This is a genomic window from Acinetobacter sp. A1 (assembly GCF_012371315.1).
Classification (GTDB): Bacteria; Pseudomonadota; Gammaproteobacteria; order Pseudomonadales; family Moraxellaceae; genus Acinetobacter.
Genome location: NZ_JAAZQY010000017.1, coordinates 1 through 12,882, shown reverse-complemented (window position 1 = coordinate 12,882; position 12,882 = coordinate 1). Strand labels below are relative to the sequence as shown.

Below are 12,882 nucleotides of genomic sequence, written 5' to 3'. Positions count from 1 at the left end.
GACCTAGCCCCTGTAATTGAACTGAATAGCAACATGCACAAACCTTAAGTCATTACTCAAACTTGTTTTGTGTTGCAATAATGGTAGTGCCGCATAAAAAGTACGCAGTAAAAATAAACTTAATTCACAATCAAGCGTTTGATTTTAACAAGATACAATTTTCAAGATTGTAAATAAAAAAGCCGCATAACATTTATGCAGCCTTATTCATTTTTACCCCATTCAATCAGACACCCAACTACACTTAATGTGTCTTGATTGAGTTTTTGAATTGGCAAATTATACCATAGAGATTTTTTTTAATTTCCAGTTTTTTGAATTAAAGTTAAATTTTTACGATGAAATGACAGCCACAATCCTTTGATAAATTAAGTAATTCACTCTGTATAGCTGAAGTCTATAAATTTTAATCAGTTTCTTGTTTGGTTGACACTTCAGATCTAACCGCTTTTTTGAGCGATAAATTTGCCGATTCATTCAAAACCTGATTGAGTTCGGTTTGTTTGCGCTTTGCTTCTTCGTGATAGACCAAGTAACCCAACACGACCACCAACACCACCAGCACAGGAATAAGGATGTGTTTCATGCCATTTACTTTTGGTGAACAATTTTAATACATATTAGCAAAAATTATGTGAGGTGTAATTTTTATTTAGAAATAGAACTGCTCCCTAAATTGCTATATGAACCTGAGCATATTAGTTACCGTTTTAAATAAGTGCCTTCTCAACTGTATGGTAGCACTTAATACCCTCAAAAATACCCAGAAACCATGTTCTCACTCAGGCTTACGCTCTAAAATATGCCACTTCAAGTCAAGGATTTAAAACTAAAAGCGCTTGCTTACACTCAATCAGTTTTGATGATTGTCTCCTGTTACCATACCCAGAGCTTGACATGTAAGCGTACATTTGCTGAATCAATAAACAGTTTCCCCTATGTTTTAAATATTGTTTCTATACTTGCTACCTTGATCAGTATGAATATCACGCATGTAACTATTTATGGACAGTCATCAGTCTCATCAATTTGCAAATTTCCTGAAACTCCAATATTTTTGCACTTCGATGCATTGCCATAGTTTATTTGGCATCTATTTTGCTTTCACAGTATTACGTTTTATTAAAATTGTAATATTGAGGGGCAGCAATTATGAGTTATGTTGCACGCGAACTCAGTCAAAAAAACAAAATGTTACTTGGCTTGGGGTCTTTTTTAATACCAATTCTGATTTGGTGTGCAGTCAGTTATTTGCCATTTATCTGGCATCCACAAATCCAAATTACGCAATCAGGCAGCGTAAGCTACCTACAAGTTGACAGCCGTATTGATAAAAGTATTTATTATGCCGAAGCACAAAAAGCCGTAGATGCAGGACTTGCACCACCTGAAGGCATCTTAGTCAATCCAATTTATTTACCAGCCCCTCACGAAGTTGCAAAAGCCTTGGTGACAGCATTTACCACGCCACCTGCACAAGCCAATGCTCCTTGGTTTCATCAAAGCTTATGGCACAGTATTCAATTGGTCTTTACCGCGTTTTTCATCTCTTCCTTGATCGGAATTCCATTGGGAATTTTATGCGGTTTTTCCAATAAAATTTCACAGCTCACCGAGCCATTTGTTGAGTTTTTCCGATATTTGCCTGCCCCTGCCTTCGGTGCGCTTGCTGTTGCAATTTTAGGGATCAACGATGCACCAAAAATTGCCATTATTGTTATTGGTACTTTATTTCAACAAATTTTATTGATCGCAAATACAACACGTTTGGTTGATCGTAGCCTCATTGAAGCAGGTTTTACTTTGGGTACCAATAAACTCAAAAGCTTATTTCATGTGGTAATTCCAGCTGCCTTACCTGAAATTTATCGTAATTTACGTGTGCTACTTGGCTGGGCATGGACTTATTTGATAGTTGCTGAATTGATCGGCAGTACATCAGGGATTACATGGTTTATCACACAACAAGCTCGCTACCAGAACTTTGACAATGTCTTTGCTGCAATCTTGATTATTGGTGTCATTGGTTTGGTATGTGATTTGATCTTAATGAAAATTGGTCAACGCCTATTTAAATGGAAAGCAGGAGCAATCTAATGGATAACAATCAAGTCAGTACACGTGAATATTTTGATGCCATTTATCAGCGTCCGGTGATTTTAGAAGCCAAACAACTGACCCAGTCTTTTCAACATGGTAAAAGCACACGCACTATTTTAAATGCGATTGATTTAAAGATTCATAAACGTGAGTTTATCTGTGTGATTGGGCCATCTGGCTGTGGTAAATCGACATTTAGCCGTATTGTTGCGGGTTTAGACCCATATACCAGTGGTGAAATTTTGGTGGATGGCGAAGCAATTAAAGGCCCGAGTCCAGAACGTGGCATGGTGTTTCAAGGCTATACCCTTTTCCCTTGGAAATCCGTGAAAGAAAATGTGATGTTTGGCCCTTTAATGAAAGGTCAAAGTAACCCCACAGCAGAAGCGCAAGCCCGTGAATGGATTAATATCATTGGCTTAGAAAAATACGAAAATCAATATCCACACCAACTTTCAGGTGGGATGAAGCAACGTGTCGCGATTGCTCGGGCTTTGGTGAATCAACCGAAAATTTTATTGATGGATGAACCTTTTGGTGCACTCGATCCACATACACGACAAAAAATGCAGCGTCATTTGATGGATTTGTGGCAAAACATTGATATCACCATTATTTTTGTGACCCATGATATGGATGAAGCGATTTTATTGGCTGACCGTATCGTGGCACTAAAAGCCAATCCAGGTGAAATCAAAGAAATTATTGAAGTAGATTTGCCTCGTCCACGTGATCCTGAAGTCATGCTCACGCCTGAATTTAAGAAACTCCGTCAGAAAGTTGATCGTTTAGTTCATGCCGAAGAAGATGAGCTTGATCCTGCATTGGCTGACTTACCTGTCATTCCGCGAATGACCAAAGTGAGCAGCAGTAAATAGAATGGTATATCAATGGCTTATTTATATTTACTGATTGCAATTGTGGCAGAGGTCATCGCGACCTCTGCACTCAATGCATCCAAAGGTTTTACGGTGTGGCAACCCACCGTGATTACGTGTATTGGTTATCTGATCGCGATTTATTTCCTCTCACTCACCATGAAAAGCATTCCCATGGGGATGACTTACGCCATGTGGTCAGGTGCAGGGATTGTATTTATCTCCACGGTGGGCTGGATTTTCTTTAAACAGCATTTGGATGTCGCAGCCATGATTGGACTAAGCTTTATCATTGCAGGTATTGCCATTATTCATGTATTTTCTCAGAGCACGCATCTTTAGACAGATAAATGGCTGTAAATGCATTTATTACCCCTAAGATCTCGGCATCTTTGTCTAAGGCTTTTTCTATGATGATGCGTTCATCACCTGCTGATGAATAAGCAAAAGTTTTAAAACGATCAGTTGTACTGTCATAGCGAATGTAAAGGTGTAACTGATCATTTTTAATTTCAACACTATTAGGAAACTCTACAAATAGGCTGTCTTTATAATCAATCGCATACTGTTCTTTAAATACGGAACGTAGTTTGATTCCTAAACAATAACTCCTTAATTCAACAAACCGTGTACGCTTTTCTTGATGAATTAAATGAATGTCTGTTGCTGTTTTATCCAATAATTTGTTTTTGGTGTACGTGATTGTTTGCGGATAATCAATGCAAAGTCGTCGCCAATCGTGAATTATTTGTTTTTTAGTGTCTATCTTTTCAATGATATCCTGTCGTGAAAACTCCACAGGTAAATCATTTAAAAGTTGCTGAAGGAATGGCAAGGTTGAAACTTGACCGTCAATATATATGGTTTCTTGATTAAAAACCAAACGCCAATTTTCATTGTGTGATCGAGCGTCGCCATTTAAATTCATCTGGCAAAACGTATATTTACTGCTTCGTTTTGGCAAATAATCTCCATAGCACAATAACAGGCGCTGTAAAAGATAATGATCGTTAGCATCTTCTTTTGCCAAACTACATTCAAATAAATTGATTAATTTATTTGCATATTGAATAAATTTCTGTTCATGTGCAGTAGTGTCTGGATCCAGACTCCAATCGAGTAAAAACTGGATTTGACCATGAAATACCTTTTGATCTGCAATACGTTCTAACTGCTGTTGATTCCAACCTTTAATAATCAATTCAGCCTTATACTTTTCTTCTCGTATTTGCTGAGCAAAGTCTTGACTCATTTTGATATTAAAATCATTAAATACGGCGACACTCTGAATAACATTGTTTAAATCAATTGCCTGCGCCCACTGAGATAAAGCTGCAATACTTTCAACATAATCATTCAAATTATTGTGCACATGATTCATCACAATTCTGCGTGAAATATTAAAATAATCTAAAAATTGTTGGTGATGCTTCGCTAAATCTTCTTGGATTGATTTGATATCCAGATAAGCTTTCTGTTGACAGTAAATAAAGACATTAAAGAGCAAAATATATGCTTGATAAGACTGCTGTAAGACGATTTTTTTATCTTCAAACAGATACGGCTGAATATGATTAAAGATCTGAACATAATCATGTTTTAAAACATAAATAAAATTCATAAAGCCATAGAACTGCTGACAATGTTTCAAATCAAACAGTTCATCATAGCGTTTTACATCTATATATGCCTTTTGTTGCAGATCATGGTTGATGATTTTTCTTAAATCATCAATCAATAAAGCGTGCGGGTTTGTATCCCAATTTTTTTTATCTGCCTGTTGACTCAGCATCAATGCCAGCAAACCGCTGCATGTGACTTTAAAAGATTCATATAAAATATCGTCAATATTTTCTTGATGCTTAGGTTTAAGTGACCAAAATAGATCTGTCCACTGTTGATCTAAACAATGGAAAAAATTTGCAGCAAATTCGCTCGGTATTTTTTGGTTTAACCAAGCTTTAAAGTTCTCAAATTCAGATAAATGCACACCTCGAGCATTCATTTTGATATAAAGTTCATCGCTTAGATTAAAGTCTTTCATCTCTAAAAAATGAAAACTGATGCATAACTCTTGAGTTAATCGCTGCCATAATTGCTCAGCTTGAACATGATTTTTGCTGATTTGCGCTTCAATTTCATCCAGCATGTTTAGCATTCCTTGAATGCTCGGATCATAATCCCAAACTGAAAAATACCATCCCTCATTTTTAATACGCATAGAGATCGTTTTTTGCTGTTTTTGATCGGGTAAACAAATATGGTGATGCTCAATCAGACTTTCTAAAAAATCCCCTGTGCTTTGTCGTGTTTCATAATTAAATTTTTTGAAATAAGCGCGTTGCTCATGATCGACTGACATTTGGAGGCTATACAAATAAAAATGTAATAAAAATAAAGTAGTAAGACGTTGCTGACCATCAAGGATGACCAAATGCCCCTCTTGCTGTGCCCCATAAATAAAATCAAGTTCGAGTTGTGATTGCATGTTTAAATGCTGCAAAATATTTTCAATAAAACTACGTCGAATGATATTTACTTTAGGATGCAGACGACCTTGCGCATAATCCCGTTGAATGACAGGAATTCGAATTGAATATTCAGCAATGAGCGACCAAAAATTGTATTTCATGCTTGTTCACCACTCGCTGCTGTTGTAAATAAATGTTCTTGATAATATTCCCAGCACTGAATTAAGGCTACACGATACGCATTACGATCTTTTTGATTCCAAATGGTAAAATCCTCTACGTCAGGATTAAAATATTTTGCAAATGCCCACTGTGTTGCGATTGGAATAAAACGACGCTCTATTTTTTGTAAATCCATCACCGCTTTACGTTTTTTATAAAAACCTTTATTGCTTAAAACTGAATTATCGCGTTTTTCCAATAAACATAAATTGTCTAATTTATGCGTTCTTTGCTCTATGACGTTTTGTAGATACTGCTGTTGTAACTCAACATAGCTTTTTAAAGTTTCAGCTGTCTGAACTGCATTCCAAACTTCAAGTGCTTGTGAAATTTGCGCTTTTTGTTCACTCGAAATATCTTGAGCCGTGGTCTGAGCTAAAAGATCCTGTTGTTCTTTATACCAATGCTCTAGATTAATGTCCTTCATGTCACTGTTTTGCGCATGGATATGCTCTAAGCTCCAAATGGTATGTTCTGCATAATAGGACTTAAATGGAAAACGTGTGTTTTGTTGGCGATGTAAATCAAGATTGAGTAGTAAAATCAATGAAATAATCGAAGGGTTATGATCAAGATAATGTAAATCTTCAAATATCAGAGGCTGTTTTGGATCGGTTGATTGGGTTTGTCCAAAGCATTTTCGAATATGCTGCGCGATGATCTGTTTTAATTTAATTTGAAATTCTTCGCGCCCACGTTGACTATCTGCAAGTGTCCAAAGTTCACTAATACTTTTAATTCTTTGACCGATAATGAAGCCAATCAGATGATAGCTTTCATCGTCTGAAAACCATTCATTTAAACGATAAAATCCTTGTTGAAGCTTTTTCCATAGCGCGGTCACGGTCTGATCAGGATTGCTTAACTCTTTTACAAAGTATTGAAAGGTATAATATTCTTGTTTTCTTTGAAGTATCTGCTGATATGACAAGGATTTAGATGCAACAAATTTTCCACTGATTAAATCAAACAAGAGTTCAATTCGGGTATAGATGTTGGTTTGCTGATGTGGTGCAACAAAAGCCCAAAAGTCAGGATTTTGTAGGGTGTGCTCAATCATGTCCCATTGGTTTGCCAACTCAGATTGTCTAATCTTAAACGTTTCTGCGCTAGTGCCTTCTTTTGGCGCTTTAAGTGCATTGAGGAACAAAGCTTTTAATAATTCTGCATTTGTTAGTGCAATTTTACCTTGATTGATCCGTTGAAAAATCGCAATAGATTGTTTTTTATCATCAAGTTCATTGTTTTGACTTTCAGCTTGATACCAAATCACTTTGGTTGCATCTAATAAAGTATTGATCCACTCCTCTCGAATCCCCAGTGCGATTTGCGCTTTGGCTTTAAACCATGCTTGAACTGTTTTATAGGCATTAAAGAAATAATAATTGTCGATATTATTCAGCTCTGGATCATGCTCAACGTATTCATCAAAGGTCACTTCACTGCGATTTGCCAACTGAAAAATATGCTTATTTAGAAATTGAGTACTTTGCTTACGAGTTTCGTAGCGTAATTCAAAAAATGAACCTTTGGTGAGATAACTCAAGATGATGTAAATGGTAGTTAGACGTTGCTGACCGTCGATCAGTTCAAAATAATCCTGACCATCAATCTGCCTTTTCTTGATCACAATCGGCTGTAAGCAATAATAATCATCTGATTTTTCCTTATCTGTGCCAAATTCATAAATATCGTCTAATAAGGCTTCAACTTGAATACTGCTCCATTTGTATCCACGTTGATAAGCATCGACAAAAAAATGTAGATTGTTTAATTCTTGAATTTTTCTCAGACGTAGTGGCAATTCTTCTTGTTGCTGTATGTACTCTAATTCATGAAATAAAGACTTTAATTTCTGCTCTGCGGTGTCACGTAATGCTGGATTCAGGTCGAGAAGATTTTGCATCTGATTAAACAATGCGATTGAATCCTTCATCAAACTTACCATTTTTGCTGTTATGTTGAGTAAATTATAAATGATGAAAATAAACTGTTGAAAATTATTATAAAAAAATAGCGCCTTGAGACGCTATTCTTTAGTATGAGATACCATGTCTATCCGTTATGGTAATTCATTCACCAAATCTGGATAAATCACCCCATCCACATCCACCTTGGTAGTGTAAACACCATTTTTAAAGTTAAACTCATTGACGTGATAACTAGAGCCATAAATCGAGTCAAAGTTTTGTGATTTCTCAAAAACTTTCTTGTTGGCTGCCAAATCTAATAAATGGGTGCCATCAATGAACTGGGCATATTGAGCTGCATCAAGACCTACACGTTTTGCCATAATGGCTAAAGCATCTGAACGCGTGGCAGGATCATTGATGTATTTCACCGTTTTATCCCAGACTTGAATGATTTTTTTCCATTCTTCTTTGTGCGCAGACAAATGCGTCATATTCACAGTTAATGTGTCATAAATTAGGCCTGGTTTATCTTTCGAAGAATAGATAATTTTTGAGCCTGCAACAGATTTGAGCGCTTGATTTGCCACAGGTTGCCAAACAGCAATAGCAACAACGTCAGGGCTTGAGAACACTTGAGGTAGCTCATTGGTGACAGCATTAATCAGTGTTACATCAGTTTGTGCAATTTGAGCATCATCGAGTGCTGTATTTAATAAGTGATGATCGACCAGACCTTTCTCAACCGCAATTTGTTTGCCCTTCAGATCACTGATCGAGTTAATGCCATTTTTTGCAATAATGACATCATTCCCTGCTGAATAATCCGTTGCCATGACCATAATACCTTTGGTACCACCTGATGCGATGACCAAGTTATCGCCATTGGATACCGATACAGCATCCAATTGATTCGCTGAAAAAGCATTAATCGAAGCTGAATAATCGAACCATTTAAACTCTACGTTTACGCCTGCCTCTTTAAACCAGCCTTTTTCAATCGCTACTTGCCAAGCCACCCAACCTGGCCAGTCGCTATAACCGATCGTAATTGGTTTGGTATTTACACTACCTTCAGCCTTAGCATTCGGTTCAGGAACTTTGGCAGTATTGTCACAACCTGCCAATAAAATTACAGACAGTACAGAGACTGACATCAGTGCTTTTTTGATCATTTTGTGACTTCCCCTATGCATTCACATTTAAATTTAGTATTTGAAAGTTGTTTTGATTTCATAAATTCGCGCCAGCCACCAAAATGAGTAATATCGGTAGCATCTCCAAGCGCATAACCTTCACAAATAAAGCCTTTGACCCATGTACCATCAATCAACTGGGCATTGCCAATACCTAACGGTGCCGGCACTTCTGCAACAATGTCCCCAAACAGTGCACGCGGAATGTCCCAGACTTCGACTTCAATTGAAGAACCTTTCTCATGGTATTGCAGGCCAGGTTTTGGCGGAGTGGTATTTTTTAAAGCATAAAGTTTGTAATGCGAAGTGGTTCGGGTCTGCTTGATCAGCGTGCCACCACGCTTGGTCAGCTGAAAGTTCAGTGGCATACCAGTTAGATGCGCCCCCACCACAGCCAGTTTGACGCTATGACTTGATGAAATTTCCGTGGTTTTTTCATAGCTACGTGCAGAGGTTCCCAGATTTAACTGACTCGCCTGCTGCCATTTTTGCCCAAATTTGGCCAGTGCTTCATCCATCCAGGCGGGTGCAATAAAGGTCACACCGGTTGGCAAACCATCGGCACGGATGCTATTTGGCAATGCCAAAGCTGACAGATCAGCAAAATTGACAAAATTGGTATAAGCGCCCATGTGGCTGTTTTTAACCAGAGGATCCGCTTCTACCTCTGCAATGCGATAAATGGTCGGTGCGGTAGGCACCATCAAGGCATCATAATCCGCCAAGGTATTTTGAATGATGCGGCTGAGTCGGGCGCGCTCATATTCATCCTGCATGACATCGACCGCACTGAACTGGTCTGCCTGTGCAATAATTTGACCAATCACGGCATGGGTCTGCTCGCGTTTTACCATTTTTTCAACGGCACTGGTCCGTTCAGCAACCCAAGAGCGATTATACAGGGCTGATGCCAGTTGCTGAAATGGCATAAAATCAATCGGCTCTACCGCATAACCCAAGCTTTGTACGCGCTCGATTGCCAGTTGAAATGCCTTTTCAGTTTCGGCATCGCCATAAAATTCCAGCGTATCGGGAATGGCGATTTTGCCTTTGGAAAATTGGCTCGGAACATTCTGAGGATGTGCTCGGGAATAATCATCGCTGGCATCATAACCTTGCATGACTTGCGCCACTTGCCAGGCATCATCCACAGTCAAAGCAAATACCGAAATCACATCGATACTACGGCAAGCTGGAATCAGACCTGTGGTCGAGAACCAGCCTTTGGTCGGCTTAAGTCCAACAATATTGTTATGTCCTGCCGGAACACGACCCGAACCAGCAGTATCTGTACCCAGTGAAAATGGTACCAAACCATTCGCCACCACCACACTGGAACCCGAACTCGAACCACCACTGATATATTCAGGATTAAAACTATTCTTCACTGCACCGTACGGGGAGCGAACACCCACCAGTCCTGTTGCAAACTGATCCAGATTGGTTTTACCCACAACAATCGCACCGGCAGCTTTGAGTTTGGTGATTACTGTTGCATCAGAAGTTGCTAGATAAGCTGCTTCTTTACATGCCGCTGTGGTATAAAAGCCTGCAACATCGATATTGTCCTTGACTGCAAATGGCACCCCATAAAGTGGCAAGTTTTCAATATCTGCACCAGCTAATGCATCAATTTGTGCCTGTAATTGTTCAGTTGTCGCAATTGAAATCCAGGCATGATCATCATTCTTAAACTCGGCAACATACTGAATTAGGTCACTGAGCTGGATATTGTTATTCTGGTAAGCGTGTAGCCAGTCCTGCACTGTCCATAAGTCTTGCACAGCTGTTCTCCTTAAGTGTGTTCGGTATTTTGTGGAATAGGCGGCATGACAGCATCCATCAATTCGAGGTGCCCTTTAATTACGCCTTTAAGTGCAATAAATTGTTCGCTAATTTCTTTCAGATCACTGCTTGCACCCTGCATCAGCATGACTTGCAGGATTTTTTCATCGGCCAGTTGGATATGCAGTGAATTAATCACTTGCGCCAGATACTGTTGTTGCAGATCGACCAGCTGACTGCGCAGCGGTTTGAGGCTGACGTCATAGAGCAAGGTCAGTGTGCCGACCATGACTTCATCGCGAATCACTAATTCATCAATCAGGTGACGATTAATCATGTCGACAATGGCCTGTGAGCGACTTTCATAGTGCTGCTCGACAATTTTTTGATCCATGGCTTGTAAGGTGGTTTCTGGCACGGTGATACTGATCCGTGCCAATTTTTGTTTAGGCACGCTGTTTATCCTTCGGCTGAACATGAGCAGATTGTTTAATGTGAAATCCAGCACGAATACTTAAAAGCTCGACCAGAAAGTGAAGCCACGGATGCATTTTTTTATTAGATGTCGGACTGTTCATGTGCATCTCCTCAAGGTATTACAAAACCATAATTTCGTATTACTTAGAAAATGCAGAAAACGTGCCAAGTATTATTTATTAAGATGCGGTAAATAAAATTGCGTAAATGGGCAAAAAAAAGCCCCATAACATTAAGATGGGGCTTGTTCTAAAGCAAAAGTAAGTTGAGTATTTCATCAGTTTATTCCATTTTTATTGCTCATGTCCTCGCTCTTGTTTTTATACATGAATGGTTAACTGATGCGTTTGATTTTGAGTGACCAAGTGTATTGCTCTCCTCTATTTATGCTGTATTTATATATAAGCATAGAGCATGCCAAAAGATAAAATCGCGTACATTTTAAGCTAAATGCCTGAAAAATTGATCACATAGCGATAGTAGGAAAAAACAAGGATAATTGGCTTTTATGAAGTATGGCTAAAAAATAGACCATTTTGCACCATTGGGGTTCAGTATGTGCATCAAAGTGTGGCTATACTCATCAAACTTTAATAAGTGTGTTTTTTGTGAACTTGAGCTCGTAGGTCATTTAGGCTAATTTTTACGGTTGCTTCAGTTTGCGCTTCTTCTGCAAGTTTCAGCAGTTCTTTGTCTTCAATTAAAATTTGAGCGAGTTCCTTTTGGGAAATCTCAAGCGCTTCACGACTCATCTGTGAACGCTGTTCAAATATCCGCTCTTCCGCCATTTGTTGAATCCGTGCTTGGCTCTCGGTTGAACGAATTGCCATAAGTTCTTCTAAGGTCATCAACTTATTAAAAACTCCATATCGGATGGGATTCCCACATCATAGGAAAACCCATGGCTAGACGCTGATGATCATCCTTGAGTATTGGTCTAACTAGCCGATTAATTTGTTCACACCATTCTGCTTCAAAACCTGTAGGCCTGAGTAAGGTTTTTAAGATTAAAAGAACATAGAAAATACGTCGATTAGTCGGTGTGGTAGGTGCTTGCCAGTCTTTATCTTTATCTAATTTTGATTTAATTGCTAAGTCTTTGTTCCACAAGCGACCATGATGAGCACAAACATTACGAATATAAGTCAATATGTGTAGCCAGTCTGCTAATTTCTCATGATGGATTGCAAAGTGTTGTGCAATCTCTTTCTTATCTTCAATACCTATCGCTTTATTATTGATTAAGCCATGATATAAAAATGAGAGTGATCCCAAGCTTAAAACTTCTGTAAGCATCCATATAGGCACTTTGGGAAAGTCGATATAATTTTGTTCAAAATGCTGAATGAACGTATCTTTGGAACGTTCCACTTCTTTGTCGCAGTTTTTTATAAAACTATGATGATTAAACTTTGGATGAAAATACCCTGCCTGATAAACCCCAAAAGCACCATATTTATGGGCTATGAAATACGTTAATTTCGTACGTAGAAATGTTTCAATCATTTCAATAGCACTAAATATTTGCAGCCTAAGTTCAGTATCAAACTCATAAAGTTGAATGATCTTCTCAAAATGAGTATTTGCTTTAAAGTCTTCTACAGCTTTGCTATTTTCTCTTATACGAAATGGATACCAATAGGCACTTAAACGATAATAACCATACTTGGCCAATATCGTTTCAGCCCAAGCAGGATTATGAATTATCATTCCTCTGGATTGTAAATGGCGCACTTGCTCTGCATAAGATAAGGGCTTCTTATTATTAATGCCAGTCAGTTAAGCAAAAAAAGTTAAAATACTGTAAAAAGAGCGTATGTAAATACGCTCTTTTTTTATGAAT

The 12,882-nt window shown here is 38.3% G+C and carries 12 protein-coding genes; 3 read left to right on the top strand and 9 right to left on the bottom strand.

The features are described 5' to 3' along the window. Positions 1 to 406: 406 nt before the first annotated feature. Positions 407 to 586 (bottom strand): hypothetical protein, encoded by a 180-nt coding sequence (locus HHA41_RS07815; RefSeq protein ID WP_168461265.1) that lies wholly within the window; start codon positions 584 to 586, stop codon positions 407 to 409. Positions 587 to 1,152: 566 nt separating this feature from the next. On the opposite strand from HHA41_RS07815, the gene HHA41_RS07810 reads away from it, so the two are divergent. Genes HHA41_RS07810 through HHA41_RS07800 form a run of 3 tightly spaced genes read left to right on the top strand, consistent with a single transcriptional unit; the run spans position 1,153 to position 3,320 of the window. Beyond that, the gene (locus HHA41_RS07810) at positions 1,153 to 2,097 is read left to right on the top strand and encodes an ABC transporter permease (protein WP_168461264.1); all 945 of its coding nucleotides are present in this window, start codon (positions 1,153 to 1,155) and stop codon (positions 2,095 to 2,097) included. Next, complete coding sequence (locus tag HHA41_RS07805) at positions 2,097 to 2,978, top strand: ABC transporter ATP-binding protein (protein WP_168461263.1); 882 nt, start codon at positions 2,097 to 2,099, stop codon at positions 2,976 to 2,978. The genes HHA41_RS07810 and HHA41_RS07805 overlap by 1 nt, the downstream gene beginning before the upstream one ends. 12 nt (positions 2,979 to 2,990) lie before the next feature. Beyond that, positions 2,991 to 3,320 (top strand): multidrug efflux SMR transporter, encoded by a 330-nt coding sequence (locus HHA41_RS07800; protein ID WP_168461262.1) that lies wholly within the window; start codon positions 2,991 to 2,993, stop codon positions 3,318 to 3,320. Here HHA41_RS07800 and HHA41_RS07795 read toward each other — a convergent pair. The 8 genes from HHA41_RS07795 to HHA41_RS07765 form a co-directional block, all read right to left on the bottom strand. Next, on the bottom strand, positions 3,286 to 5,610 hold the full coding sequence (locus HHA41_RS07795; protein ID WP_168461261.1) for a DUF262 domain-containing protein: 2,325 nt from the start codon (positions 5,608 to 5,610) through the stop codon (positions 3,286 to 3,288). The genes HHA41_RS07800 and HHA41_RS07795 overlap by 35 nt on opposite strands. Continuing rightward, positions 5,607 to 7,607, bottom strand: a complete 2,001-nt coding sequence (locus HHA41_RS07790; RefSeq protein ID WP_168461260.1) for a DUF262 domain-containing protein — start codon at positions 7,605 to 7,607, stop codon at positions 5,607 to 5,609. The genes HHA41_RS07795 and HHA41_RS07790 overlap by 4 nt, the downstream gene beginning before the upstream one ends. A gap of 126 nt (positions 7,608 to 7,733) precedes the next feature. Further along, complete coding sequence (locus tag HHA41_RS07785) at positions 7,734 to 8,756, bottom strand: ABC transporter substrate-binding protein (protein WP_168461259.1); 1,023 nt, start codon at positions 8,754 to 8,756, stop codon at positions 7,734 to 7,736. Then, positions 8,753 to 10,561, bottom strand: a complete 1,809-nt coding sequence (atzF, locus tag HHA41_RS07780) for an allophanate hydrolase (protein ID WP_168461257.1) — start codon at positions 10,559 to 10,561, stop codon at positions 8,753 to 8,755. The genes HHA41_RS07785 and atzF overlap by 4 nt, the downstream gene beginning before the upstream one ends. Before the next feature lie 11 nt (positions 10,562 to 10,572). Continuing rightward, positions 10,573 to 11,016 (bottom strand): transcriptional regulator, encoded by a 444-nt coding sequence (locus HHA41_RS07775; protein WP_168461256.1) that lies wholly within the window; start codon positions 11,014 to 11,016, stop codon positions 10,573 to 10,575. Further along, entirely contained in the window at positions 11,009 to 11,140 is a 132-nt protein-coding gene (locus HHA41_RS13200) for a hypothetical protein (RefSeq protein ID WP_265087828.1), read from the bottom strand. Before HHA41_RS13200 ends, HHA41_RS07775 begins: the two co-directional genes overlap by 8 nt. Positions 11,141 to 11,629: 489 nt before the next feature. After that, complete coding sequence (locus tag HHA41_RS07770; protein WP_168461301.1) at positions 11,630 to 11,887, bottom strand: hypothetical protein; 258 nt, start codon at positions 11,885 to 11,887, stop codon at positions 11,630 to 11,632. 7 nt (positions 11,888 to 11,894) lie between these two features. Next, complete coding sequence (locus HHA41_RS07765) at positions 11,895 to 12,773, bottom strand: Abi family protein (protein ID WP_354667273.1); 879 nt, start codon at positions 12,771 to 12,773, stop codon at positions 11,895 to 11,897. Positions 12,774 to 12,882: the final 109 nt, after the last annotated feature.

Coding starts and splice junctions, on each gene's coding strand:
- HHA41_RS07810 (WP_168461264.1), top strand. CDS start 1,153: ATGAGTTATGTTGCACGCGAACTCAGTCAAAAAAACAAAATGTTACTT.
- HHA41_RS07790 (WP_168461260.1), bottom strand. CDS start 7,607: ATGAAGGATTCAATCGCATTGTTTAATCAGATGCAAAATCTTCTCGAC.
- HHA41_RS07815 (WP_168461265.1), bottom strand. CDS start 586: ATGAAACACATCCTTATTCCTGTGCTGGTGGTGTTGGTGGTCGTGTTG.
- HHA41_RS13200 (WP_265087828.1), bottom strand. CDS start 11,140: ATGAACAGTCCGACATCTAATAAAAAAATGCATCCGTGGCTTCACTTT.
- HHA41_RS07785 (WP_168461259.1), bottom strand. CDS start 8,756: ATGATCAAAAAAGCACTGATGTCAGTCTCTGTACTGTCTGTAATTTTA.
- HHA41_RS07770 (WP_168461301.1), bottom strand. CDS start 11,887: ATGACCTTAGAAGAACTTATGGCAATTCGTTCAACCGAGAGCCAAGCA.
- HHA41_RS07795 (WP_168461261.1), bottom strand. CDS start 5,610: ATGAAATACAATTTTTGGTCGCTCATTGCTGAATATTCAATTCGAATT.
- HHA41_RS07805 (WP_168461263.1), top strand. CDS start 2,097: ATGGATAACAATCAAGTCAGTACACGTGAATATTTTGATGCCATTTAT.
- HHA41_RS07800 (WP_168461262.1), top strand. CDS start 2,991: ATGGCTTATTTATATTTACTGATTGCAATTGTGGCAGAGGTCATCGCG.